This window comes from Anabaena sp. FACHB-83, from assembly GCF_014697485.1.
GTDB lineage: Bacteria > Cyanobacteriota > Cyanobacteriia > Cyanobacteriales > Nostocaceae > Nostoc_B.
In genome coordinates this window covers 99,721-125,616 of record NZ_JACJRY010000008.1, presented here as the reverse complement: position 1 = coordinate 125,616, position 25,896 = coordinate 99,721, and the positions used below count along the sequence as shown (strand labels likewise).

At 43.5% G+C, this 25,896-nt stretch carries 28 protein-coding genes and 1 pseudogene; 8 read left to right on the top strand and 21 right to left on the bottom strand.

All coding sequences use genetic code 11. The features are described from left to right. Positions 1-127 precede the first annotated feature (127 nt). From H6G79_RS12580 to H6G79_RS12545, 8 genes are read right to left on the bottom strand one after another with little or no spacing between them, the layout of a single operon-like run. Positions 128-1,810 carry a hypothetical protein gene (locus H6G79_RS12580; RefSeq protein WP_191049356.1) on the bottom strand — a complete coding sequence of 561 codons (1,683 nt, stop codon included), beginning with the start codon at positions 1,808-1,810 and terminating at the stop codon, positions 128-130. After that, the gene (locus H6G79_RS12575) at positions 1,792-2,058 is read right to left on the bottom strand and encodes a hypothetical protein (RefSeq protein WP_190591043.1); all 267 of its coding nucleotides are present in this window, start codon (positions 2,056-2,058) and stop codon (positions 1,792-1,794) included. Before H6G79_RS12575 ends, H6G79_RS12580 begins: the two co-directional genes overlap by 19 nt. Beyond that, complete coding sequence (locus tag H6G79_RS12570) at positions 2,055-4,043, bottom strand: ATP-binding protein (RefSeq protein WP_190591041.1); 1,989 nt, start codon at positions 4,041-4,043, stop codon at positions 2,055-2,057. The genes H6G79_RS12575 and H6G79_RS12570 overlap by 4 nt, the downstream gene beginning before the upstream one ends. Beyond that, a complete protein-coding gene (locus tag H6G79_RS12565) occupies positions 4,040-4,969 on the bottom strand; it encodes a Pvc16 family protein (protein ID WP_190591039.1) in 930 nt (309 codons plus the stop codon). The genes H6G79_RS12570 and H6G79_RS12565 overlap by 4 nt, the downstream gene beginning before the upstream one ends. After that, complete coding sequence (locus H6G79_RS12560) at positions 4,966-5,796, bottom strand: hypothetical protein (protein ID WP_190591037.1); 831 nt, start codon at positions 5,794-5,796, stop codon at positions 4,966-4,968. The genes H6G79_RS12565 and H6G79_RS12560 overlap by 4 nt, the downstream gene beginning before the upstream one ends. Continuing rightward, entirely contained in the window at positions 5,797-6,531 is a 735-nt protein-coding gene (locus tag H6G79_RS12555) for a phage baseplate protein (RefSeq protein ID WP_190591034.1), read from the bottom strand. A 33-nt stretch (positions 6,532-6,564) separates the two neighbouring features. Beyond that, positions 6,565-7,080 carry a phage tail protein gene (locus tag H6G79_RS12550; RefSeq protein WP_190591032.1) on the bottom strand — a complete coding sequence of 172 codons (516 nt, stop codon included), beginning with the start codon at positions 7,078-7,080 and terminating at the stop codon, positions 6,565-6,567. A 9-nt stretch (positions 7,081-7,089) separates the two neighbouring features. Beyond that, entirely contained in the window at positions 7,090-8,670 is a 1,581-nt protein-coding gene (locus tag H6G79_RS12545; RefSeq protein WP_190591030.1) for a phage tail sheath subtilisin-like domain-containing protein, read from the bottom strand. Between the two features lie 729 nt (positions 8,671-9,399). Between H6G79_RS12545 and H6G79_RS37735 the strand changes: the two are divergent. The 4 genes and pseudogenes from H6G79_RS37735 to H6G79_RS12525 form a co-directional block, all read left to right on the top strand. Further along, positions 9,400-9,507: pseudogene (locus H6G79_RS37735) on the top strand (DUF4079 family protein); the annotation flags it as partial. 23 nt (positions 9,508-9,530) lie between these two features. Continuing rightward, entirely contained in the window at positions 9,531-9,899 is a 369-nt protein-coding gene (locus H6G79_RS12535) for a hypothetical protein (protein WP_190591028.1), read from the top strand. 62 nt (positions 9,900-9,961) lie between these two features. After that, the gene (locus H6G79_RS12530; RefSeq protein WP_190591026.1) at positions 9,962-10,519 is read left to right on the top strand and encodes a hypothetical protein; all 558 of its coding nucleotides are present in this window, start codon (positions 9,962-9,964) and stop codon (positions 10,517-10,519) included. A 62-nt stretch (positions 10,520-10,581) separates the two neighbouring features. After that, a complete protein-coding gene (locus H6G79_RS12525; RefSeq protein WP_190591023.1) occupies positions 10,582-11,352 on the top strand; it encodes an ATP-binding cassette domain-containing protein in 771 nt (256 codons plus the stop codon). A 240-nt stretch (positions 11,353-11,592) separates the two neighbouring features. Here the strand turns inward: H6G79_RS12525 and H6G79_RS12520 are convergent, their stop codons facing one another. Then, positions 11,593-12,360 carry a response regulator transcription factor gene (locus H6G79_RS12520; RefSeq protein WP_190591021.1) on the bottom strand — a complete coding sequence of 256 codons (768 nt, stop codon included), beginning with the start codon at positions 12,358-12,360 and terminating at the stop codon, positions 11,593-11,595. Positions 12,361-12,921: 561 nt separating this feature from the next. Between H6G79_RS12520 and H6G79_RS12515 the strand changes: the two genes are divergently transcribed. Beyond that, positions 12,922-13,170: a DUF6761 family protein gene (locus tag H6G79_RS12515; RefSeq protein WP_062296854.1), complete on the top strand. Its 249-nt coding sequence runs from the start codon at positions 12,922-12,924 to the stop codon at positions 13,168-13,170. 312 nt (positions 13,171-13,482) lie between these two features. Here the strand turns inward: H6G79_RS12515 and grxD are convergent, their stop codons facing one another. From grxD to H6G79_RS12500, 3 genes are all read right to left on the bottom strand, one after another. Further along, positions 13,483-13,806: a Grx4 family monothiol glutaredoxin gene (gene grxD / locus H6G79_RS12510; protein ID WP_190591019.1), complete on the bottom strand. Its 324-nt coding sequence runs from the start codon at positions 13,804-13,806 to the stop codon at positions 13,483-13,485. 75 nt (positions 13,807-13,881) lie between these two features. Continuing rightward, complete coding sequence (locus H6G79_RS12505) at positions 13,882-14,139, bottom strand: BolA family protein (protein WP_190591017.1); 258 nt, start codon at positions 14,137-14,139, stop codon at positions 13,882-13,884. Positions 14,140-14,238: 99 nt separating this feature from the next. Next, positions 14,239-14,814 (bottom strand): hypothetical protein, encoded by a 576-nt coding sequence (locus H6G79_RS12500; protein WP_190591016.1) that lies wholly within the window; start codon positions 14,812-14,814, stop codon positions 14,239-14,241. Between the two features lie 173 nt (positions 14,815-14,987). Here H6G79_RS12500 and H6G79_RS12495 point away from each other — a divergent pair, with 173 nt between their 5' ends. After that, positions 14,988-17,090 (top strand): S8 family serine peptidase, encoded by a 2,103-nt coding sequence (locus H6G79_RS12495; protein ID WP_190591014.1) that lies wholly within the window; start codon positions 14,988-14,990, stop codon positions 17,088-17,090. A 21-nt stretch (positions 17,091-17,111) separates the two neighbouring features. Here H6G79_RS12495 and H6G79_RS12490 read toward each other — a convergent pair whose 3' ends face one another. From H6G79_RS12490 to H6G79_RS12465, 6 genes are all read right to left on the bottom strand, one after another. Continuing rightward, positions 17,112-17,882 carry a 1-acyl-sn-glycerol-3-phosphate acyltransferase gene (locus tag H6G79_RS12490; protein ID WP_190591012.1) on the bottom strand — a complete coding sequence of 257 codons (771 nt, stop codon included), beginning with the start codon at positions 17,880-17,882 and terminating at the stop codon, positions 17,112-17,114. A 79-nt stretch (positions 17,883-17,961) separates the two neighbouring features. Then, positions 17,962-18,477: a tRNA adenosine(34) deaminase TadA gene (gene tadA / locus H6G79_RS12485; RefSeq protein ID WP_190591010.1), complete on the bottom strand. Its 516-nt coding sequence runs from the start codon at positions 18,475-18,477 to the stop codon at positions 17,962-17,964. A 465-nt stretch (positions 18,478-18,942) separates the two neighbouring features. Next, positions 18,943-20,013, bottom strand: coding sequence for an RNA 3'-terminal phosphate cyclase (gene rtcA / locus H6G79_RS12480; protein WP_190591008.1), 1,071 nt, complete (start codon positions 20,011-20,013; stop codon positions 18,943-18,945). Positions 20,014-20,171: 158 nt separating this feature from the next. Beyond that, entirely contained in the window at positions 20,172-20,441 is a 270-nt protein-coding gene (locus H6G79_RS12475) for a hypothetical protein (protein WP_190591006.1), read from the bottom strand. Next, the gene (locus tag H6G79_RS12470) at positions 20,438-20,656 is read right to left on the bottom strand and encodes a hypothetical protein (protein WP_190591004.1); all 219 of its coding nucleotides are present in this window, start codon (positions 20,654-20,656) and stop codon (positions 20,438-20,440) included. Before H6G79_RS12470 ends, H6G79_RS12475 begins: the two co-directional genes overlap by 4 nt. 101 nt (positions 20,657-20,757) lie before the next feature. Continuing rightward, a complete protein-coding gene (locus tag H6G79_RS12465) occupies positions 20,758-21,246 on the bottom strand; it encodes a hypothetical protein (protein ID WP_190591002.1) in 489 nt (162 codons plus the stop codon). Positions 21,247-21,554: 308 nt separating this feature from the next. On the opposite strand from H6G79_RS12465, the gene H6G79_RS12460 reads away from it, so the two are divergent. After that, positions 21,555-23,399 carry a serine/threonine protein kinase gene (locus tag H6G79_RS12460; RefSeq protein WP_190591000.1) on the top strand — a complete coding sequence of 615 codons (1,845 nt, stop codon included), beginning with the start codon at positions 21,555-21,557 and terminating at the stop codon, positions 23,397-23,399. Between the two features lie 177 nt (positions 23,400-23,576). On the opposite strand, the gene rbfA is transcribed toward H6G79_RS12460, so the two are convergent. After that, on the bottom strand, positions 23,577-23,981 hold the full coding sequence (rbfA, locus tag H6G79_RS12455) for a 30S ribosome-binding factor RbfA (protein ID WP_190590998.1): 405 nt from the start codon (positions 23,979-23,981) through the stop codon (positions 23,577-23,579). A gap of 93 nt (positions 23,982-24,074) precedes the next feature. Continuing rightward, positions 24,075-24,281: a DUF751 family protein gene (locus H6G79_RS12450; protein ID WP_190590997.1), complete on the bottom strand. Its 207-nt coding sequence runs from the start codon at positions 24,279-24,281 to the stop codon at positions 24,075-24,077. 162 nt (positions 24,282-24,443) lie between these two features. On the opposite strand from H6G79_RS12450, the gene H6G79_RS12445 reads away from it, so the two are divergent. Then, on the top strand, positions 24,444-25,277 hold the full coding sequence (locus tag H6G79_RS12445) for a DNA adenine methylase (protein WP_190590995.1): 834 nt from the start codon (positions 24,444-24,446) through the stop codon (positions 25,275-25,277). Here the strand turns inward: H6G79_RS12445 and H6G79_RS12440 are convergent. Then, positions 25,274-25,750 (bottom strand): PD-(D/E)XK nuclease superfamily protein, encoded by a 477-nt coding sequence (locus H6G79_RS12440; protein ID WP_190590993.1) that lies wholly within the window; start codon positions 25,748-25,750, stop codon positions 25,274-25,276. The genes H6G79_RS12445 and H6G79_RS12440 overlap by 4 nt on opposite strands. Positions 25,751-25,896: the final 146 nt, after the last annotated feature.

Below are 25,896 nucleotides of genomic sequence, written 5' to 3'. Positions count from 1 at the left end.
CAGGATTGTATTGAAACGGAATTACTTTAGGAATCGGATTGGCGAGATCGAAACCGACGATAGCGCCTTTGAAGAGACGAGGAGAACCAGAAAAGCTTGCCATTTAGCGCATTCCTCAAAGCAACTATTACATTCTTTTTCTTTTAGCCTTTAATATGCTCCTTTGTTTGCCCTGCCTTGCTACCGGCTCCTGTTTTGGAGTAAATTCACCGCGAAATACTCTCAGCGCATGATCAGGATTGGGCTTCTGGTAGAAGTCTATATCACTCTGTTTTAAGACTTCTGACCTCTCGCTTACCTCCTTCATACGTTTTTTGACTTGATCTTGTACACTAATTTCCTCCTTTTCGCCTGTGATCTTTTGCTTTACAAGGCTTCGTCTCGAATAAGTCTTGCCTCCTTTTTTTATTGGCTTTGGCTTACTCCAGGAATATGATGTAATATAAGAATCTATCTCTGCTAATGCCCTTTTTCTCCTGAGATTTTTCTGTTGGCGATCAGCTTTTTTTAGCCCAAGAGTAAACATGGGAGGCAGCGTACTTGGTAAGTTGGTATAGGGTCTAAATCCTCCCAAAAACAGCATATCATCGGCATGTTGTCCTACTTTCTTTTTCCTATCCTTTTCGTCATTATGTTTTGCGTGATTTGGATTGTTTGTAGTAAAGTAGGCAGGCGCAGCACGTATCACGCTTCTTTCGTGAGAATCACCACCATAAATTTCGGGGTGTAGATTTGCAAAGGCTTCTGTATCACTATTCTCCATATAGAAGTCTCCAATAGCAAAAACCGCATCTGGTTTTCGTTCTTTTTCATACTTAAGCATTGCATTTCTAATATCCAAATTTTGCTGCTTCAAACTTGATTTTTTTCCATAACTATCACCTGTTGGTGTTGTATGTACATTGATTATTCCGATCTTTCTTTCATCAAGTTCATTCTTTCGGTAAACAAACTCTGCAACAATAGGAGCACGCGGCTCATAGTTTGAGCCTTTCACTCCAAAGGCAAATTCTTGGCTCCCCTCCACTTCCATAAGTTTTCCTTCCTTTATGTTTTGATATCGAAACATAGCTGCTTTATCAATATTCTCTTCTAGATTAGATGGCTGAATCGTGGCTGTATTATAAATAATCACATTCTTCTCACTCCATGATGATTTTTGTCCTCTTCCTGAGCTTCTTGCTACCCACTTTGGCATCTCTAGTAATGCATAAGAGTCTGAAATTTTTTTACTAGTTAGCGATGTTTCATTTCTGATATCAAATACTTCTTTACTTTTTTCATCTGTTTCAACAAGCATTAAATTTTTCGCCTCTTCAAAGTCAGCTTTGAAGGTATCGTAATTATTAATTTCTTGAATCACCAAAACATCAGGTACGTTTGTACTTAAAAGATAAGCAATTTCATTCATTCTTGCTTCTTGCTTATCTTTTGTTTCCTCTTTTTTTTCACCATAATGATCGAGATTGAGAGTTGCCATGGTAAAAACGTTATGCCCTCTTTCTACTAACTCTTCTACTTCCGATTCTTCTACTTCCGGTTCATAATCGGGGTCATTTTTATAATTTCTATCAGGAAGTAGAGAACCCATTGGGAGTTTTTTTAAGAAACCTTCGTAAAATTTTATTTCTTCTTCTCTTATATTTACTTTCTCTTTTTTATCGGGTCTATCTGTTGATATATCTCCAAATTTGAATCGTTTATTGTGAGAAGGAGATTCTTCTTTGTCAGGGGCAGTAGAAAGTCTAGTAGAAAGGGAGTTTTGTTGAGGTTTTTTCTTCGTAGATTTCTTCATGTATTTCCGTGGCATTTCCCCATCCCTCCATAAATCGCTTGTGCCACCTGAAAACCGATCGCCTCTACACCCATCCCTGCCCTGACATTAAACGAGCCACCCTGCAACTGCTGAATTTCACGACTCTGTGAAAGCGAAGCAGGAACACCTTGCTCTGTTAACAACCGAGTCAATTCCTGTTCGATCGCCCGTTGAATTCGCCCCCGATCCCTGTGAGCAAACCCATGCAGCACCAACTCTTCAATCTGCAACTCAATATTCATTTCACCCACCCCCGAATCTCTCCATCTGTCAACGATTTCTCCAACTTGGCATATTCCCGCTTCGCTGCTTGCAACACATGACTCATCTGCACCGCCTCCTTCGCCTCCGCCGCTAAAAACGCCGCATTCATTGCAATATTGCGAATATTCCCCCCCGCTACATTCAATTGCGCCAACTTCTCTACCTCCAATCCCTCCGTCGGCGTTGCTGCTGGGAAAATATGTCGCCAAATCTCCACCCGTTCCGGCAAATCCGGGAAGGGAAACTGCACAATAAACCGAATCCGCCGCAGAAATGCCTGATCCAGCGCATCCTTCAAATTTGTTGTCAAAATCGCCAAACCCCGATAGGCTTCCATTCGCTGTAACAAATAGCTCACCTCAATATTGGCATGGCGATCGCGGCTATCTTTTACCTCACTGCGCTTACCAAACAGGGCATCCGCTTCATCAAACAGCAAAATCACTCCACTCGATTCCGCCGCATCAAACACCCGCCGCAAATTCTTCTCCGTCTCGCCAATGTACTTGCTCACCACCGACGACAAATCAATCCGGTACAAATCCAGCCGCAACTCCCGCGCCAGCACCTCTGCCGCCATCGTCTTGCCTGTGCCACTGCTACCAGCAAACAGCGCACTGATGCCCAATCCCCGATTCCCCTTCGTCCGAAAGCCCCAGGTATCATAAACCTGCGATCGCTGGCGTACATGCACCGCAATATCCCGTAAAACTTGCCGTTGGGCTTCTGGTAACACCAATTCCTCCCAGGTAGCCGCAGGCTCGATGCGCTGCGCCAGCTCTTCCAATCGGGGGCGGGATTGCAGGCGGCAAATATCCCAGAGTTGGCTGGAAAGGGGAGAGGGGGAAGATGGGGGAGAACTGGCGGCGATACAGGCGGCAGCGATCGCACTACTGCTTAAATCAAATTGAGCCACTAAAGCCTCGACCTGTCCATTCACCTCTGCTTGACGCTCTCCCAGAGCCGCTTTCCAGATAGCTTGTTGTTCAGTGGGAGTGGGTTTGCTGACTTCAATTGTCAGGCTGGGACGCTGGGGTAAGCGACGGCGATCGCGACTGCTCACCAACACAATGCCACCAATCTCTTCCAACAGTTGATGCAGGGCGCTTTCCTGGGCAACGTCATTATGATATCCACCATCACAATCTACTAGTAAGGCGCGATCGCTCAGAATGACTTCCCTTTGCCACAAACGCAAGAATGTTTCTAACTCCCGCCGCTCCTGGGGAATGGCTTGAGCGGAGAGGCGATACAAATTCAAGTCTACATGTTCGCAAGCTGTAGCTGCGATCGCCCATTTGGCTGTCACTTCTTCCCCACACAACTGCACAATCGGCAACAATCCCCGCTCCGAACCTTCAACCCAGGTGGTAGATAACTGATCGGCGATCGCTTCATAGGAAGGCAGCAATGCTCCGCGATTCACCAGAGGTTTCATCAACCCACTCAACTCTCGATCCAGGTGAGGCATTCCCGTCAAATACAGCAACGCCCAACGGCTGAGTCGTAATGGACTCAAGGTGAAAACTCGGCTCTCTTCCACTTCAATCAATCGCCAGTGCAGCAGGGGAGAAGAAGGAGCGATCGCACTTAAATGAGCATCTGGAAACACCGTCAACGCCAAACTAAAGGTCGGATAAGCCTGCTGTTCTCGTCCCTGAATTTCGGCACACAAACGCGGGAAAGCCGCATCCAGTTCCATCCCAGCACACAACAGCAAAACATCTCGCTCAAAGTCAGATAAATCAAATGTGTTGCAAACAACTTCTAAGGCTGGGGGTTCAGTCATTGCAGCCGCAATCAAAGTTAATCGCTGCTGAGAATCGTCAGCAGTATCTTGGGATACTTCAGCCCCTTCCTGACCTTGAACAAACTGTTCTAATGTCTCCCGCACAACTGCCAATGCAGCTACAAGATACTGGTGGTTAGCAGATTGCCAGCGATCGCCTGCAACAAGGTTCATGGGGTGACACCTCCAGCAGCGCGGACAATAAATTTTGCCAGATTGGAACGAATGCCATTCTGATAAACAATCTGCAACGTTTTCACCCCTTCCTCTGTAACGTCAGGTAACGTCAGGATGATTTCAGTGTTGTGAATGTTTTCTACGTTAATTTGCTGATCATGTAACTGAATAAAGCTGACTTCTCCCTGGGCGAAGTTCTGCCCCTGAATCAGCAACCGACTACCTGGGGTAATGGGTTCCCCGACTCCCGCTTGTGAGCGAATTTGTGTAATAGTTGGCGGTGAAGCGGCGACAGGGGGAGGCGTGGCACTCACTGTAATGGTGCGATCGCTCACAGGCAAACTCACGACAGGTTCATCATCGGGTTCAATGAGAACAACCGTCCCTTGGTAAGCTGTTGACAATACATACTGTGTCTGGAAAAAGATTGACCAGATTTTAGATAACTCTTCCAATGACAGCGACACAGGTGAGAACTTGACAAATTCCGGTTGTTCTGCTAGGTCTGATCCTTGTAAAATAGCTGCGTTATCTGCTACCGTATCCTGAATCAGCTGCCGTGGCAAAAAGGGTCTAGTATGCAGGGTTTTCATCACTAATCCCATCAATCTTTCAGGCAATAGTTTGGTTTTATCCCCGTAAAAGCTGAAGAGATAGTGAAGATCAAGTGCTAATTGTGGACGTTGGCTCAAAGAACCATCGGCGCGACGAGTCGGCAAATCGGCGTTGCGCCAGCCGGAATTGGGAGTGACTTGATAAAGGAAAATGTTCACTCTGCCATCATTACTAGTAGCCGCATCTCTGGGGTCTGGTTGCCCAACTGTAATGGTGGTTGAAGTCCCTGGAACTTTTCCCGTCACGGCATTTTCGAGGACACGTTTCAGAGTTGCGGTCACAGTGGCGATCGCCAGATAATTACTCATGGCTTCCTCCCCCGTTGCTGCAAATAGGTATCCAGCGACACTGCCGGACGAGAACGGACTGGAGTGGCTTTAGGTGCAGGTGGGGTTGGCATGATTGCCCGGACTTCAACCCTGCCGATACTAACGCGAATCGTGGGAGGTGCTGCTGGCTCGGTTGCAACCTGTGGCAATGGAGATGATACAGCAGATTGAGCCAGTGGAACTTGGTGAGTTGCCATTGGGCTGCTTGGTTTGCTTGTGGGAAATGTTGCCCTGTCTGCAACAATTTCAGGTGCGTTTGCTAATTCACCGTCCATAACCAGCGAAGGATTTTCGCCCAGAATTTGCTCACGGGGTTTTAAAACTCGAAAAGGTTCTAAAGAAACTTTCTGATTCGGTGGTTCGATCGCTTGCGTCATTGGGGGATGGAACTCACGCGGTTTGAAAACTTGAAAAGGTTCTAGAGCAGCTTTCTGATTCGGTGGTTCCGCAATGAATTGACTAGGCGCGATCGCCTGTGTTATTGAGGGAACAACTTGTTTCAGGTTGGATGACTGTATGGACTGGTTTAGCAGTGACGGTGTTGTAAGGGGATTTTGTTGTGCTTGTCCTGGAACCTGGTTATTAGCTAAGTCAGGTTGAACAGAGGTAATATTCTGGGGAGAAGGCTCCCCGACGGATGGATTAGCATTTACTGGAGTGGGAGAATTTTCCACCTCACGATGCCATTGCAGATTGACTTCATCTATAATCGCAGGTGCAGAACTGAATCTGGGCGCGATCGCAGGTTGCACCACGGGACTGACACCCAGGCTGCGCTCTACTAATCGAGAAAAGAAATCTGCCATTTACATCACCATGTCCAGATAAAACTGCCGTCGAGTAGCAGTCATGGATAAAATCTCTGCCTCGTGCCAACCATAGGCTTTAGCTAGAGTATGAACTTCTTGCAGTAATCGCCTGGCTAAAGCATCGAGTTCTGCCCAGAAAAACGCAACGATATCAAATATTGCCTGCCAGCGATGCTGACAGTTTGGGCAATCCAGATCCAGCAATATCTCAGCCTGCGGATCGCAGTCGCTTATCTGCTGGGCTAATTGCTCGATTATCTCAGGCGGTAGAGCTTCCCAAGAAACGGGAGTGCCAGCTTGACTGATTTGTAAAACACAACGCTCGATTAAAGAGCAGTATGCTTCCTCAATCGTTTGAGCTGCTGTTAGGATTGCCAAATCATGACTATTGGGTAAACGAAACTGACACTCAAATCCTGCAATTTGAATTGTTTTGTTTTCGTATGAACTACCCAATGATTCATTAATATAGATGTCTGAGATATTCAAAGCAAACTCCAAGCGATCGCCACAGTTGGGACAGGTCGTCACACTATGGAGTTGAGAACCCATCGTCATCTGTCGCAATAACAGCAAACGGCGATCGCGCTGCCCCACACTGAGCATTGCCAACTGCTGCTGAGATTGATCAGGGTAGGCGAATGATAACAGCAATACTGCCCGTTCTAGCGGGTGCAGCTGCTGTCCTAACTCCCAAACTGTAATTACATCGCTGGCAGTAAATGGGCGCATTCGTTAGCTCTCCCAAAATAATTAAACAGCAGGCTAGGCAAAGCTTGGCTCACTAGGTTCTGCTACTTCATAATCTCGCTCCCAGCCTTCGTTTTCTAGTTTGAGAGTTTGAATGGCGATCGCATTGGCATTGGCATCTAGTTCAGGTAATGCTTGGTATTCCGAAACCCAGCAACGATAAACTTTGTAGGCAATAGCCAACTGTCCAGCTTCGTTATAAACTTCGATAATCAGATCCTTGCGAAAATCTTTGAGAGAAACTTCTGCACCCAAGCCAGAACCGTAGTTCCAAACTTTATTCGCCCATTTTTCAAACTCTGTATCGTGAGTTACCCCCCGTTCCAGGGTAATGGCTTCGTAGGTGCTGCGTCCTGGTGAGAGGCGATCGCTACTCGGATCGCCGCCTTCACGGTGCTTGACAACTTCCGTCGTCCGCTTCAAACTACCGACTTTACTCACACCTGCGACATATCGACCATCCCACTTTACGCGAAACTTAAAGTTTTTGTAGGGGTCAAACCGTTGTGGATTAACGCTAAACTGTGCCATTGCGCCTCACTATGCTTGAATTTGTCCGGCAATTTGCTGTAGTTGAATAATGACGAACTCAGCTGGCTTGAGTGGTGCAAAGCCAACGACGATTTTCACAATCCCCAAATTGATGTCATTTTGCGTGGTTGTTTCGCGATCGCACTTCACAAAATAAGCTTCTCTGGGTGACTTACCTTGAAAAGCACCTTGGCGGAATAAGTTGTGCATGAAAGCCCCAAGATTCAAGCGGATTTGCGCCCATAAAGGCTCATCATTCGGCTCAAACACTACCCATTGCGTACCACGATAAAGACTTTCTTCGATATACAAAGCCAAACGTCTGACGGGAATATACTTCCATTCCGAAGCCAGGCGATCGTTTCCTTGCAGAGTGCGTGCGCCCCAAATTACCCGACCCGCCGCAGGTAAGGTACGCAAACAATTAATCCCCAAGGGATTCAACTCGCCATTTTCTGCATCTGTGAGAGATACGCTTAATTGGGGTACGCCCACTAGAGTCGCCTCTAAACCAGCCGGTGCTTTCCATACCCCGCGCTGTGCATCCGTCCGCGCAAAGATACCCGCCACTGCACCGCAAGGGGCAAACTCTTCTATTTGATTGTTCCGCAAGGGGTTAGGCTGCTTCAGACGCGGGAAAAAGATGGCTGCATGATTACTGTTTGTACCAATGCTGTCAATCCCAGATTTAGCAGTATCTTTGGTCTGCCAACTCTTGGGCGAGTCAACAATCAAGAATGCCCGATGGTCTTCACAAAATTTAGCTGCTTCCCCAATCAAATCCGATTCAATATCTACATCAGGTTGGTAGGGCGGGATGCAGAGGAGATTAAACAAATCGGCTTTCTTGAGCGCATAAAGCCCTTCCTTGTTGTTTTCTGCTCCATCTGGTGTGAAGTCAGCCTTAGCCAAAGGTAAACCATCTGAAGCTTGATCAGCATCTGCTACTTTAGATGATTCGTCGGCATTGCTGTGAGCAGTAGGAACTGTAGATGGTAGGGATTCTCCCCCCCGAACTAACTGAGATTCATTCGCCAATACTTTATCTACTCTGCGCGGACTATCCTTAACAGTAAGATTGCGAAATCTTTCAGTTACCCCAGTTTTTGTATCTTTAATGGTCAGGTTGAATAAGTCTGCTTGGTTCACGCCCAAAAGCTGTTGAGCCTCTTTATCTTTCGGCACATCGTGATCGATGCGGGCTTGTAAATAGTTCCCCCAACTACCTGGATCAACTGCCTCTAGCGTCAATCCTTTGACTGTCAGCTTGGCTGTATGTGGTTTAGCAGATTCAGGCGGCGTAGCCTCTGGCTTTCCTGAATCTTTGTGGTACAGTCGCACAATGATTGCTTGGCTACCGCCGTTTAAGTAGAAGTCACGCACAGCATAGCTCAGGGTGCTTTCTATCCACAGTCCGCCAAAAATTCGCTCAAAGTCACCAAAGCTGTTGATAGTAACAGGTTCGTTGACTGGCCCACGCAAAGCCCGACCAATAAAAGCAGTAACAGAAGTAGCTACACCTGTAATAGTTCTTACACCACTAGGAATTTCTTCAATATAAACTCCTGGGTAAGTGGGTGTGATAGGCATTAGAAGTTCCTCTGGCAATGATTCTTCGTAGCCAATATTTAAAAGTCTAAATTTAAAGACTTGTTTGGCTTAATTCAGCCGTTTTTTAAACATACCATTCTTTCTTTTAAATGCACTACTTACGTAAAATTAGTTAGCAAAATAGTCTGAATTTATATACTTTGACCAAAAATAATTATTCACAATAATTACAGCAATTACTTTGTTTAATAAAGTCATAAAAGTTCACTGAAATTAGCTGTGCATGAGTATTAAGTAATGAGTAATAAGTAAATTTTTTGCTGTACCTCATACCATTTCACTCTAAACATGATACAGATAGGCAAGCAGCCCCTCGACTCCGCTCGGCGACCGGAAACAAAGGTGTAGAGGAAGTGATTTGTATCAGTAATTTCGTGAATTGGTATCAGAACCATCAAATCTACTATATAGGACTCATATTTGATTTCTGAAAAAAAAGAATTACTAAAAAGCTTGTGGTATCGTTATTATTTATTTTTACTTTTACCTTTTTACTTTTGCCTTGTTGTACTAGCCTCTTTTCTCCATATACTTCAGGACTTACGGATCAAAATTTTTTGTGGGGATTGGGTGTAAGGGTTTTGAACACCTACACTCCTTCACTTTCTCCCAAATCGTTGATTTTGCCTCTCACTACCTAAGTCCTATCTACCTTGTCTCCCTTGTCCCCTACTCCCAACTCCCAATTCCCCACTCCCTCAACTGTATAGACCTTGGGTCAGAACTTTACACATCACTGTCAATATTATTCTCTGTGCCGCCTTTGCTTGGGTATCCTGGACTGGCTGGACTGTTGTACAAAAGTATTTACCTTAAAGCCGTTTGGATTAGAAATTGATATGCCTAAAATAAAATGTTTGTGTGGTGAACTAATTAATTTATCTCCAATTCCAAATCGGCAGAGTTTTCATCTGATTTGGGAGCCATTTATTGAAAAGCTTGCTGATAATTTAGTTACTGCACATCAGCAAGCTCAATCAGATGAAGATTTTGAACAACAAGTCTACGAACTTTTACTTTCAATAAAACCAAAGCCAAAGTTTCAGGAAGCTTACGAGTGTTTTAATTGTAAACGCTTGGTTATCTTTGCTCGTGCTTCTGATAATGTGCCTGCATTTTGGTATCAGCAAGAACGTGCAAACACAGATGCAGACTCATTACGATCCTTAGTGGATGAAACAATAGATAATCAGGTTGATACCCCATAAGCTAAAACTTTTTGTCTAAGTCCCGTTAGGATAAAACTGAAAGCAACAATCTTAATGGAACCGTGACAGCCAATTCAGCTAATACCTCTACAACCATATTTCGCCTATCTCCGTTGATTCGGATTACTCTGTTGAGTTTATATGTAGCACTCACAATACCATTGCCATTTTTAGCCCAAGCAACAGCCGCGCCAACACCACCCTCGTTACTGTGGGTAGGAATTGTCATCGGCTTTGTCGGACTGTATGCAGTGTTGACAGAAAGAGTAATTGTCAATGACCAAGAAATTCAGGTAACTTACCCTGTATGGGTTCCGCGTTTCTTTCGTAAAGGTTGGATTTTACCTTGGTCAGAGGTTAAAGAAATCAAACCCCGTTCTACAGGTCAAGGCGGGTTAGTTTATTATTTCCTCAGCAAAGATGGTAAAGCTTATTTATTACCAATGCGTGTGGCTGGTTTTGCCCGGTTAGTGAACATCGTCCAAGCCAAAACCGGCATAGACACCACAGATGTCCGTCCCTTAGCGCAGCCTTGGATGTATGCGATTTTATTTGGATTTACCTTACTACTGCTGTTAGTTGATGCTTGGACTATTAATACAGCCTTGACACTATCTTAAATTTAAAATCTCACGTAAAGACGAAAAAATCCTTTGCGTGAGAAAAAAGGAAAACTATCACTGTGGATAATTTCACTCCACAAGCCCAACTCCGGCTTGAGCAAGTTAATCTATTTACCAAACTAAAAAGCAATCACCAAGGATACCCAATCTTACAGAATATTTCCTTTCAAGTATTCCCTGGTGAAAGAATTGCGATTGTTGGCGTAACTGGTGCTGGTAAAACCTCATCACTACGCTTGATAAATCGCTTAACTGAACCGACTAGCGGTAAAATCTATCTGGAAAATCAAGAATATCGCCAAATTCCTGCTATTCAACTGCGCCAAAGAGTAACACTGGTGTTGCAAGAGTCAAGACTACTGGGGATGACAGTCCAGCAAGCATTGGAATATCCTTTAGTTTTGCGCGGAATACCCAAACAGACAATTCAGCAACGAGTTAGCCATTGCCTGGAACAACTGCATATTCCTAATGACTGGTTAGCCAAAAATGAGTTACAGTTGTCATCGGGTCAAAGGCAATTAGTTGCGATCGCGCGTGCTTTAATCATCCACCCCAAAATTTTACTATTAGATGAGCCAACATCAGCCTTGGATGCGGGTACAGCCTCTCATCTGATGCAAATCCTCATTCAACTAGCCCAAACCCAACAAACTACAATTTTGATGGTTAATCACCAGTTAGATTTAGCCCAAATGTTTTGTACAAGGCTGTTACACCTGCACCAAGGCCAGTTGTTAGCAGACAAACCCGCCTCTGAGGTAGATTTAGTCAGTTTACAAGCAAGTTTGACTCAGGCAGAAACTCAAGCCGCACAAGAATGGATTTAAAAACCTCTTATCTGATAAATCACCCTAAACACAACTCTTACAGCACTCTTTGTTTGGATAAAGCAAAATAGCCTAGTCTCTAACCTCTAGCCTCTAGCCTCTCTCCTGAAAACTTGTACTGCACCCAACCAAACCCTCTTATGTAGCAGTTGAAGCATAGTTTTAGAAATCCGCAGATGATAAAATCCAGGCAAAATCTATCACCTGTCACCTCTCACCTGTTACCTCTCACCTGCTTCATCACCGTTGAGTAGTTACTGTTGGACGTTGATTGCTAAACCGTTCTTTTGCTAACTTAGTTTGTGATTGGGGAAGATTGGCATTCAAAATTTCCATGTTAAATCTGTATCCCACATTCCGAATAGTTTGAATCAAACTAGGTTGGCGGGGATCAAGTTCTACTTTTTTACGTAGTGATAAAACATGAGTGTCTATCGTGCGCGGGTTGTCAATTGCATCTGGCCAAGCACGACGCAGTAATTCTGAGCGAGACAAAGGTACTCCGCCAGCTTGCGCCAACACATACAACAAACTAAATTCCTGGGGTGTTAAATCAATAAACTCCCCTTGGAACCGGACACGACGCTGCACTAAATCAATTTGCAAAGTGCCATAGTCTAAATAAGCTGGCGCAGTCGGCGTGCGTTTGCGGCGAATTAATGCCTCAACCCTAGCCAAAAACTCCTGCATTCCAAAAGGTTTGCTGAGGTAATCATCGGCCCCCGCCTTTAGTCCTGCGACCACATCCGCCTCGTTGCTACGTGCAGACAGCATTAAGATTAAAGGCTGTTGCTGACGATGCAACCAACGGCAAAACTCGATACCATCTCCATCGGGCAGATCCGCATCTAGAATGACTAGAGTAGGTTGATGGGTTAAAAACACTTCTCTTGCTTGATAAATGCTGGCAGCTTGATTTACCCTATACTCTAACTGTTGCAAGTGCCAACCCAGCAACGACCTCAGATGGGGATTCCCCTCAACGATTTCAATACAAACCGAACCCACGGCGGTAAGACCCCTTAGCGTTGATGACTTTCAAAGTAACAAGCCCATGCTCAAGGTTTTGTAGTCTTTGTTACTTCTACTCACAATTCATTTGACATTTATGCTAAACAAGGGTGGCAATATCTCCCACCTCAGCCTATTTCCAAGGTTAATTAGTAATTTTCTTAAATTTTTGTTAGACTTATCAAAAGTTCTTCTTAACAATCATTTTGCTTTTAGCAAATTGTAACTTGATGAAGAACTTGTACTCAGCCAAATTGTCATCCTTGTAAAAGTCCTTCAGCCTGCTGTTGAAGTCTAGTTTCTGCTTGCTTAAGCTTAACCTCAACCACAAAAATCAGGTTGTTGAAAGAAGAAATCATAAGAATAAATTACTTACCAATCAATTTCCCAGTTTTCTGGAATAGGATCTAAATACGCTGTAGCTGCTGGAGGGGGCAGATCAAAGCAGAATCATTGGCATAACTTATATGCCAAAAACGCTAAAAAAGCGAAAGTGGCACTTCACATTTCAGCGTTAATCATTTACAATTCTCATTCCAAAGAGATCAAACAGCAGTTATGCTTCAAGACACACAAACCATCCGCTATTACCAAAGACTCACAGACGCCTTCGTCGAGCTATGGAATCGCGGTTATCGTATGGACGATATGCGGATGTATTTGGATGGATATCTAGCCGCACTGCGACATGGCAACGCTATCGAGCCATATCTGATTCATCGTCTAGAAGAGGAAGCCAGCCGCTACTTGTACGATGCTTCAAATTTTGCAATGCCGGAACCACAACCACAACACGATTACTACTAAAGCTTTTGCTTTAGCCATTCAAAGTAAACGTAGATTGACGCAGATGATTATAGCACGTTATCTGTATTGATCAAGTGTGCGATGGTGCAAATTTTGGGAGAGAATGTACTGGAGAAAACATCCCCTTTGACTTGTGGTAATTTTGGTAACTCTCATAAGGGGTGTTTAAGATTGTGATTTTAATTAAAAAGCAGAAAATTTTTTATTCACTACTTGCTACTAACCATTGAGTAATTTTTCTGCTTTGGGAAGCGTAGTCCATCAAAAAAGCCCCGTTACAGGGGCTTTTTTGTAATTAAACTTATTTTAAAATTACGAAGCTAGAGCAACTTCCACTTTTTCCTGTAATGAGCCGTTTTGGTACATTTCAATCAGGATGTCGGAACCACCGATGAATTCACCATCAATGTAAACTTGGGGAATAGTCGGCCAGTTGGAATAATCTTTAATGCCTTGACGAATTTCAGAATCCTCCAGAACATTAATCGTCTCGAAGGGAACACCCAAAGTATTGAGGATTTGGACGACGTTGTTAGAAAAACCACATTGAGGCATTAACTTAGTCCCCTTCATGAAAACAAAGATTTTGTTTTGTTTAATTAAGTTCTGAATTCTCTCTTGGACTTCTTGTGACATGGTGTTTTCGTTTCCTATGCTACGGATATAAAAAAATCAATAGTCAATGCTCAACTTAGCTTGGAACTATTGATTTTATGAAGTGGTGGTTGCTTGCCAAGTTTCTGGCGTAAATGTTTTAACTGCCAAGGCGTGAATTGCTTCTGTGGACATAGCTTGCCGCAACGCGCCATAAACTAGCTGATGTTGTTGCACCAGTCCTTTACCTGCAAACTGCGATGATACGACTGTAACTTGATAGTGGTCTCCGCCACCTGTTAAGTCTTGTACTTGTATCTGAGCGTCTTGCAGTTCCGCCTTGATCATAGCCTCAATCTGCTGCGGACTAATCATCGCAATTTCTGAAAAAACTACTTCTCTATTATTAGCAGATTAGGGAGTTGGGAGTGGGGAGTTGGGAGTAGGGGGAAGAGGGATAAGGAGGACAAGGGTTTATTTTTGAGAAGTGGAACCGCCACTACCTTGTCTGGGGTAGGGGGTATCAACAAAACCGAGTTCAAATAGCTGTTGATATGCTTTTTTACCTAAATCGCGTGTGGGATTTTGACTTCTAATAATTTGAATTAATAGTGGTACGGCTAATTCTGGCTGATTTTGGGCGCGATGTACGAGTGCTAGTTGATATGTGGCTTCATCTCGCTTTTGAGCAGTTAAGAAAGCTTTTTGACGTTGAGAGTCAGACACTCTGATGTCAATACCAGAAAAGCTAGAGTTTAGGTCTTGATAAAAGTTAGATAGCTGATTAAAAACTTGCCGTGCTTCTTGGAGTTTTTTGGCAGCGAGGGCATAGTTTTGGGCGGAAACTGCTGCTTCTGCCTCTTTCATCAGTCTTTCTCCGCCTTCAATGCTTAACAGGCTATTGGTTTGGGTGGTAGGACGGAGGTTGTTGGGGTCATTCGGGTCAATGGGCTGTGCTTGTTGGCTATAAGCGGGTGATAGCAAACTCAAGAGGAGGATGACTGAGAAGGAACTGAGGCTAAGAAAAGGCGCAGTTGCAGCTATTTTCATGGATTAAATTGGGTGTGACAAATATATATAAATACTAAGAGAAACTTTGGGTATCTTAACTTTGTTTTCGTTTTAAACAAAACACAGCTATATACTCGGTTTCTTTGCTTTAGACTGAAAATCGGTTTAATCGAGTTCCCAGTGCCTCTGTATACTAATTACCATCGTCTATTATGAGCGATCGCATTAATTCCTCTGATCTTCCAACCACAGGTGTACCAGCCAGCAATTTGGGATTTGTTCTGCAACGCGGTGGTGAAGAATTAGTGTTAGAAAAAGCAACAGACCGTTTCACCATCCGCCCAGCTAACGATTTTACACCTCAACAATTATCTCAGGTAACTTGGGGCATTTGGCAGCGCAGTATTTCCCAAGCGCAACTAGAATTATTTCAAGTTCCCCCCGCCCAATTAGATGCGGCGATGTCTCAAGCCCGCGCGGCAGAAACTGTAGCCTTTGCCAGCCATGTTTACACTCTTAAAAATAATCCTGGGACTTTTGTTTATTTAGGCGACCAAATTACTATTCAATTTTTAGAAGATATAGCAGCGCCTCGAATTAATGCGATCGCCAGTGCCTATAGTTTAATTCAAGATCAACCTGTTCTGGGTATCCCTAACACTTTCGTATTTTTGGTTAGTAAACAAGCTACAGACAACCCGATTAAAATTACTAACCAACTCCAAGGACTCAAAGAAGTGTTAGCTGCTGAACCTAACATTATCATTAACAGCGAAACACACTATAAACCCCGTGACCCGCTTTATACCCAACAGTGGTACTTAAACCATAGCGGCGGTGAGGATTTAGTTTTAGGTTCTCATATCTCAGTGGAAAAAGCTTGGGATATTACTCGCGGTGTGCGTTCTGTGGTTGTGGCTGTGGTGGATGATTCTTTTGATTTGAATCATCCTGATTTTCAAGGTTCAGGTAAAGTTGTTGCCCCTAGAGATTTGAAACAAAATGATTTTCTACCTTTACCTGATGCGAAAGAAACTAGCCACGGGACAGCTTGTGCAGGGGTAGCCATTGCCGAAGAAAATGGTTCTGGTATTGTGGGGGTGGCTCCTGGTTGTGCGTTTATGCCCATCCGTACCACTGGCTATTTAGATGATGAATCTGTTGAACAGATTTTTAATTGGGCAATTGACAAGGGTGCAAGTGTAATTTCTTGCAGTTGGGGAGCCTCGGCTGTGTATTTCCCCTTGTCTTTACGGCAACGGGCTGCAATTACCCGCGCAGCCACCAAAGGCAGGAAGGGAAAAGGATGTGTGATTTGTTTTGCTGCTGGTAATGCCAATCGTCCAATTAATGGGAGTGTAATTGAACAAAGTTGGCCTGATAAAATTTTACAAGGTAAAACCGAGTGGCTCAGTGGTTTTGCGGTACATCCTGATGTGATTACTGTTGCGGCTTCCACGAGTTTGAATAAGAAAGCGGCTTACAGTAATTGGGGAGATAGTATTGCGGTGTGTGCGCCTAGTAATAATGCGCCACCAGGAATGTCATTTCCGGAAAAGGGTTATGTGTATACCCAACCTGCGATCGCTGCTTATCTTAACGGGTTGGGTGTGTTTACAACTGACCAATTAGGAGCCGCAGGTTACGACAAGGGGAATTTTACCAGTAGTTTTGGTGGGACTTCCAGTGCTACACCTGTGGTGGCTGGGGTAGCAGCTTTGATTTTATCAGCGAATCCCGATTTAACTGCTCAACAAGTTAAACGCATCTTACAAGAAACTGCCGATAAAATAGTTGACCCGAATCCCGACCCCCAATTAGGTTTAAAAGGCGGGACATACAATGGTAATGGTCATTCCCAATGGTTTGGCTATGGCAAAATCAACGCCGCTAAAGCAGTCCAAGCCGCCAAGCAAATGCGAGAAGGCGCATCACCAGCCAGCCAAAATTTGCGGGTGAGTAATACCAACTCTGTAGGCATTCCCGATAACGATCGCCAAGGTGTGAAAAGTGCGATCGCCATTAACGAAGATATTGTCGTTAAAGATATTCAAGTGAGTGTGAATGTCTCACACGATTTCTTAGGCGATGTAGAAATTTACTTAATAGCACCGAATAATCAGTCAGTTTTGTTACAAAACCGGACTTTAGGTAGACGGACAAACTTGCAGACGACTTATAGCGTGCGATCGCATCCTGCCCTCAAGCAATTACTATCCATATCTGGTCAAGGGCGCTGGCAATTGTGGCTCATCGATGCTGCACCGCAAGATGTTGGTAGATTAAACAGTTGGGAATTAGTTATTGGTAATTAGGGTTAAATCACACACAAATGACTATTGACCATTAACCATTGACCATTGCCCATTAGTCACTTCTGCTTCTTGATGATTTAAGCTTTGCAGTTCCTTGGCTAACTCATCTGTCATCCGTTTTGCATTTTGTTTGATTGAGCCGTTAGTATATTCTGCAACATTAATCGGGCTACCGATGTTAATATGCACATCTGTACCCCAGTTGGGATAGGGTTCGCTGTAATTGATACTCATAGGCACAATTTTGACCCCCAGTCCTGGGTGATTCATTTCCGCAGTCAAAGACAAGCGGGCAATTCCTGGCTTTAAAGGATGAACCTTACCATCGCGGAAAATGCCGCCTTCGGGAAAGATGACCAAGGTTTTTCTTTGTTCTAGTAAAGAAACGCCATGTCGTAAGGTGGAAATTGTCGGATGTTGTGGATCTACAGGGAACCCACCTAAACGACGGATAAACCAGCCTTGTAAGCCCTGGCATTCAGTGATAGTCACCATAAAGCGCAAATCTCCCCCAGTAATTAGAGAAGTAGCGTAAGGGACAATTAAAGCATCCCAACGCGCCCGGTGGGTGGGTGCTAAGATAATTGGCCCTGTTGTGGGAACATTGTGTTGTCCCGTGATGGTAATTCTGCCGAAGAACAAAGGTAAAAGCAGATGTCGTCCCAAACGATACGCTATCGGCCCTAACAAGGGAGAAACCTGTGAGGTAGTATCAGCCACCTGATGATTTAATGATTTCTGTGATGTTGGCTTGATCTGTTGCGTATTTTGGGAGAAGTCAAGTTTTATCATGTCGGTAGCTGCGAATTGCCCAGAGGTTGATTAAATAGTGATTAATTAAACCGTAAATTCTCTTTTATAAATTGTGTAGTTATGATTGGACAGTTTTCTTGGTGTCTGTAGTTTTTTGTTGAAGTCTGCGAGTAGCAAACCAAGCTTGCAAATGCTGGCGACAAGCTGATTCTAGAATGCCTCCCAGGACTTGCAGACGATGATTAGAAGCTGCACTATCGGGAATATTTAGGACAGTCCGAATTGCGCCAGTTTTAGTATCGTCCACTCCATAGACAAGCGTCCTCAACCGTGATTGGATAATTGCACCTGCACACATCGGACAAGGTTCTAAAGTTACGTATAATGTACATTCATGCAGTCGCCAGCTATGTAATGTTTGAGATGCTGCTTTAATTGCTACAATTTCGGCGTGGGCTGTCGGGTCTTTGTCCCGTTCTTTGCGATTTTCCCCTTCAGCAATCAAATTTCCCTGACTATCGACAATAACAGCACCAACTGGAATTTCACCCGCCTCTCCTGCGGCTTGGGCGATTTCTAAAGCCCGACTCATCCATTGACGATGTGTCCAATATTCTGGATATTCGATTGACATATCAAATCTAGTTTGATGGTTGAATGAATGCGATCGCTTTTTGTTGGTTAAGACTTAACGCCGTGTGCAACTTTCTCTCAAACCTAACCCCCAACCCCTTCCCTTGTAGGGAAGGGGAGCAAGATTCAAAGCCTCTCTCCGCTTGCCTAACGGCAGGCTAACGCCAACGGGGAGAGGTTTGGAGAGGGGTTTCAAGAATAAGTTGCACATCGCGTGACTTACTAATTTTAGCCAATTCGGGTAGAAGCCCCCATCTGTAAAATAAAGTGAGTGCTGAGTCAAACAAATTGGGATTTGATCGTAGGGAACAGGACTAGAGATTATAACTCAGGACTTACGCATCAAAATTTTCTGTGGGGATTGGGTGTGAGGGTGAAAGGGTTTTGAATACTTACACCCTCATATTCCTGCACCCTGTTCTAAAACCTTATTTTTTCAAGTCCTATAACTTTCCCAAAATACCTCTCAAACTCTTACTTTCTGCGTCTCTGCGTCAGATATTGGCACTACCTTCACAATCTTTTCCACTTCATCCACCATTACCCGCGACAGTCCAAACTGCTCAATTACAGTTGCATTCGTTGTCAAATGGGTACTAATATTCGCTACGTGATACTGGCTTGCTTCTGTAGCCAAAGTGGCTGGCAAAATTAACTGATCTCCTAAATGCTCATCGACAGGCGCACCCGTTTGGTGAAACTTCAACAGTTGTTCACAAGCAATTTCAGCCACCCTTTCTGATGACATCCGCCATCGTCCAAACCCACCAAATCCCGTCAAGCTGTTCTCATATTCAGCCGTCAGAAAAATCCCAGCCCCCGCCGCGACACCTCTTTCTCGTAAAGCTTGCATAGAAACCTTGAACCCAGCTATGCGTAATATTTTCTCAGCCCGATTTGCCATTCGCTGAGGAATATGAGCAGGTAATTCCGTCACCACTGCCAGTCCCCGTACTTGGCGTAAATTACCGCGTTTGAGTAAATTTATGCCACTGAGTTGACTACCACCACTCACCTGCAATGTTACCTCTCCGCCACCTTGGGGATACCACCCCCAAGCACCTAATTTCACAGATGCTTTAACACCCATACGCTGAAGCATTGGCAGATATACCTGCTCAATATATGTCATTGTCGGGCTGAAGATCACATGAGTACCACCACGCAACGTTACTTGAGAATTACCCTTGGCTAAAGCTAAAGGTAAAAGAATTGTTTGTAAAACTAAAGTAATTGCTCCAGCCGAACCACCTTCTAACACTTCACTGACATCAAAAGTATAGTTTCCTGCCTGCACTGGGCGACTGGGCATAAATTCCAGCATCATCGAACCCAAAGCATCACCCTGTAATTGAGCTTGACAAATCTTCGCCGCCGCGCGGACTGCTGTCAGGTGTTGTGGCGCTAACCCTGGCTTTTTGCGTCCGGCACGAATATTGGCAATGCGAATAGGTTCACCCGTGATAGCGGCTAAACTCAGGCAAGTACGGAGAACTTGTCCGCCTCCCTCTCCGTAGGAACCGTCAATGTCAATCATGAGCAGTGTTGGAATGATAGATGTTGGGTAATGCCCAAGTTTTGACAATTAAAGCACAGATGACCAGAAATAAACACAGCTAAATTGAGCGTAGTCCGACAGGCTTACTTGATGGTGCGTTCCATTCCCCATAATTATTGCCTGTAATAGCTGGTATATTACATCTGAGATAGTAGCCTTTCATACTCTGTATGTGACCCCACCCAAAACCAAATAACTGTGTCTCCCTTTAACTGTCCAACGGCTCGATAGCTTATGCTGACTCTCACAGAATAAATAGGTAATTCTGAATGCACTTTTTTGAAACGTAAACTGGGATGGTTTGGGTCTTGTTTAAATTGGCGATATGCTTGGCGGGTTTGCTCTCGCACACTTTCAGGTAAGTTACCAAAAGCTTGGCGAAACTGAGAAGTGATGCGAGAATTCACAATGTATCTGGATCTAGTTGTTGAGTTTTACCTGCTTGATATTCAGTCATTGCTTGGGCTGCTAAGAAAGCTAGTGCATCTGGAGAACGCTCAAAAGCTGCATCCCATTGCTGTTCATCTTCCAGTTCTTCGAGAATCATCTTTGCCATAGCATCTTGTTGACTGACTGGTAAGCTTTTGAGTTTGATAATCGCTTGTTCAAGTAATTCCGTCATGGTGAATAGTTATCCTCTGTTTTATTAATTTTCACACAGAGTTCAGGGCTAAAATCTACTTGAGGTTGGAGCGATCGCCAACTCAGTTAATGTACTTTTACTCAACTATCAGGTAAACTTGCAAACACCTGCGCTACTAAATTTTTTGTCTTATCTTCTAGATTTTGCCAATCTACTTCACCCAACTCATCAATTAAACTAGTATCAATATCCACAGCCTCATTCTCTGGGCTGTAATTGGCGAAACACACTTGATAACACAATTCCCACAAATCAACGCTGACTTGCTGCTCTTGACGTTGCAGCTGCAAATGATATCCTGGATGGGGCATTGGCAACCGAGACAGGGTATTACGGATTTCGTCTGCTTGTTCTGGTGTGGCACTTTCCATCTCTTCCAACAGTCTTGTTACCAAGGCTTTTATTTCGTCAGTGGTACTAGGCGGCCAAATCAGCACATCATGGTAGGTTCCCTTCCAAGCAGATGCGTCGAGTTGCTTGCGAATGTTATCCACAACTCTAATGAAAGCTGGTTGCATGAGGAGTTCAGCCTGTTGCCATGCAACTGGATTGGTTATTTTAGGTGGCATCGGTCGTCAAACGATTTTGGATTTTGGATTTTGGATTTTGGATTGACTCTAACCGCTAGGGTAAAGAGTTTGAGGATTTTAAATTTTGAAAGTTGATTGATATTACGCCTTGACTTGGCGGAGTATAAACCAAAAAAATCTAAAATCGGCTATCTAAAATCTAAAATTGGCACAGTTAATTAACAGGGTTTATAAAAAAGCTAAGTATTTATTTCAAATCTTTTCTCAAGATAGCGGATTTCAAGGAAAAAAATTTGGAGATATTTATTACCAGCTGGAAAATTAGGTAATAACTCTGGGGAGGGAATATGATCGGTAAGCTACTGGATAATCGTTACCAAGTAATTCAAGTGCTGGCTAAGGGAGGGTTTGGTCAAACCTACATCGCCCAAGATACAAGGCGGCCAGGAAACCCTATCTGCGTTGTCAAGCACCTCAAGCCTACCAGTTCTGACCCCAAAATTTTTGAAACTGCCAAACGCCTGTTCCAAAACGAAGCGGAAACTTTGGAACGTTTGGGATATCATGACCAAGTTCCCCGGCTGCTGGCTTACTTTGACGAAAATCAAGAATTCTTTTTAGTTCAAGAATATATCGAAGGACATCCCTTAACTGATGAACTCATTTCTGGTCAACGCTGGAATGAAAATCAAGTTTTGCAAATGTTACAGGAAGTTTTAGGGATTTTAGAGTTTGTCCATCAGCAAGGTGTGATTCACCGCGATATCAAACCAGATAATATTATTCGCCGTTCTTCAGATCATAAATTAGTTTTAGTAGATTTTGGCGCAGTTAAACAGTTAAGTTCCTCAATGGTGACGGTGGGTGGACAAACTACGGCCACTGTCGTTATTGGGACTCCTGGCTATATGCCCACTGAACAAGGACAAGGTAAACCCCGCCCCAATAGTGATATCTATGCTTTAGGGATGATTGCCATTCAAGCAATTACAGGTGTACCAACTTCTGAGTTACAAGAAGACCCAGATACAGGCGAGATTCGCTGGCAACATTTGGCCCCTGTTAGCTATCGTTTGGCATCTATCTTAACAAAGATGGTGCATTATCACTTTAAAGACCGTTACCAAACAGCCACCGAAGCACTGCAAGCTTGTGTGACTCTGATGAGTCCTGTGTTAACACCAGCTGCACCACCAGAACCGTCGCTAAATCATGCTTACTCTGGGGCGAAACCTGCTGCGTCTTTTCAACCAACTCTCGCACTCGCGCCAGCAAATCCTGGTGTTAGCAAACCTACCCGCAGAACTTCTAGTAAATCTGATCCCCTACCATTATTAATTGGGATACTTTTAGCTGGTAGTGCGGCGGCTTTGGTGGCGAATGTCTATCCGAATGTGAAGAATTTCACCGCTAATTTTACAGGTCAAAATGCCACTGCGGGGAATAAGTGCTTGGCAATGGTGACAGGTAATTCTAATATTCGTTCGGAACCGAGTTCGATTAATTCTGATAATGTTCTCAAAACCATCGGTGAGGACACAGCTTTTGAGGTGACTGGACTGCGGACAAAACGCAATTGGATACAAGTGAAATTAAACTCTGGGCGTTTGGCTTGGGCTTATGCAGATGTGATCTCGAACAATGATGAATGGCTGGGTTGTCTGCGGGATAAAGGTATTGCGATTAAGACTGTTGATGATAGTACGCTAATTGCGGCTAGACCCCTTCCCAAACCAAAGGCGGTTAAAACAACGACTCCACCAGAGACAGCAAATGCTGAGGGGGAAAAATCAGAACCAGCAAAAGCTAATGAAAATAGCGACAAGGTTGTGGAACAAGCGAAGAAAAAATATGAGTCAGGAGATTTAGTTGGTGCGATCGCATTATTAAAGTCAATTCCTGCCAATGCTTCTGCTAGTATTCAAGAAACAGGTAAAATCATTAGCCAATGGCAGCAAGATTGGTCTAAGGCTGATGCTCTATTTAATGACATCAACAAAGCAATTGACGATGGTAATTGGGACAAGGTTTTAGATTACAAAAATCATCCCGAAAAGTTACCCGATACCGAATACTGGCGTAATAAAATCGAACCTTTATTTCAACAAGCAGCCGACAATATCGGTAAACAAGCTTTTCCGCCCCAAGAAAAGCAAGATCATCAAAAAACTCCCAAAACAGAGAAACAATAGCGGTTAGGGGTTAGAGAAGAAGTTTTGTATGAGGGAATATTCTTAGGATGTACGCATAAAAATGATAAATCAAGGGTTGGGGAGAGGGTTAAGGGGTGTAGGGGTATGTATCTAAAACCCTTACACCCCACACCCTTTCACCCAGTCTCAACAGAGAATCTTTGTATGTAAGTCCTGTTAATCTTCTTCTGCGCCAATGTCTTCTTCAGTGTCGTCAGGGTCTAGCGATCGCTCATACTGGAGTTTATTCAACAGCGATAATACCTTAGTACCACGTTCAATAGAACGGTCTTCGATAAAAATTACCTCTGGGGTGCGACGTAGCCTAACTCTAGCGCCAAGTTCACTACGTACATAACCAGTGGCGGACTTTAAACCTGCCATTGTCTCGGCTTTGGCTTCTTCCGTACCATAAATACTGACGTAGATTTTGGCGTGCTGCAAATCGCCAGAAACGTCTACATCAGTGACACTGACCATACCTGTACCCACACGGTCGTCTTTAATGCCGTTGAGTAACATTTGGCTAACTTCCCGTTTGATTAATTCAGCAACACGAGAAATGCGGCGATTTGTAGCCATAAAATCTTTGCCTGTTCACAGAGGTTATAAATAAAGTGCTGAGTGCTGAGTGCTGAGTAACATCAACAACAACAGCCACCCATCGTTCCCAGTCTAAACTGCACTCAAACCCAGCATAGCGCGGAGGGTGAGTGTCACGAAAGCCAGACCGCCCAGTAATAAGCCGACAACAGCAACTAAGGTGACTGGACGTTTTAACAAGGGCAATAATGGCTCGAATGTGTTCACCAGAAGCCCAACGAGGATTGTAATTAAGTAGCGGGGGTAGCGAAGAACGTTATCCCAAAATCCGTCAAACATGGAAATCTAAACTGCCTTGTTATGAACTGACGTTTGTTTTGATATGCTTTATCTACCTAATTGTAATCTATGCGGATGAAAATTACTCACTTAATATAGAATATGCTGCATTAGCGATATTTTGTTATATTTACTAGCTTAAATTAGTTAACTTCTCAGTCAATGGTTATTCAAATGCTTCCAGAAATTTGCCCACGTCCTTTTTTAAAATGGGCAGGGGGTAAAAGTCGGTTAATTCAACAATATATTAATTATTTTCCGAAGTTTTATCAGACTTACTATGAGCCCTTTTTAGGTGGTGGCGCGGTTTTTTTTCATTTACAACCATCCACAGCAATCTTAACAGATATTAACGCTGAACTCATTACTACTTATCGCTGCGTCCGGGATCAAGTGGAAGATTTAATTAGCTTATTACAAGCGCATAAATCTCAACATAGTCGAGATTATTATTATAGTGTCCGCTCTCATACAAGTAATAATGATTTAGAAACAGCAGCACGATTAATTTATCTCAATAAAACTTGTTATAACGGTTTATATCGGGTTAATTCTCAAGGTAAATTTAATGTGCCTTTAGGTAGCTATAAGAATCCGAGTATTTGTCAGGAGGATTTACTCAGAGCCGCATCTCAAGCTCTGACATCATCGGAAATCAGGCAAGCAGATTTTATTAATGTGCTGAATTATGCTAATAGTAGCGATGATTTTGTATTTTGTGACCCGCCTTATCATCCTATTAGCAATACTAGTTATTTTACTGGTTATAATGGCAATTCTTTTGGCGAACAAGACCAAATACGGTTGCGAAATGTTTGTGCTGAATTAGCAAATCGCGGTGTTAAGGTGATGGTTTGTAATTCCGATTGCGAATTTATCAGAAAAATCTACACAGAAATTAGTTTTAATATTTATGATATCTCTGCATCTCGCTCGATTAATTCTAATACTAAAAAGCGAGGAATTATCAGCGAATTATTAATTACTTCTTATTAAAAATTTTTGTTAGCCCAAGCAATAAACCTATCTAAACTGTAAACTCCGAGTAAGTTATGATTTAGGTTCACTTGCTGTCTGAGCCATTGAATTGCACCTTCGCGCATACCTTCACCACCAATTACCACAATTGTTGGGGCTGGATAATATTCTTGAATGTTCATACTCAAATACGGAAACTTTTCATCTACAGAACCGCCACTTTCTTGCCATTTACATTCAATAATTAATCCAGTGGGTGTGATGGGTAAGCCAACAACAAAAAAATCTACTTTTAACAAAGTATTATAAAGACCTGCGCCGATATAAACTTGTTTAGCGTAGCGTTTCGGTAATAAATGAGCAGTTAAAAGATATTCTTTGGTGACATGATTGCCGATTTGGAAATAATTATGTCCGGTTAATATTGCGTCTACATTACTTTCTAAAATGCGCCCTGCCTGATTTGCCCGTTTGCCTTGAGTCATAGTCATTCTCAAGTCCTCCGTCAATTTTCTATATATTCTAGAATTTCATGGAAGCAGGGACATATAGACAGTTACTTAATATGAATTTTCAAAGGGGAAAAAAGTAGGATATTTTTGGTACTTGTGTACTAAAAAAGTAGTGAAAAATGGTT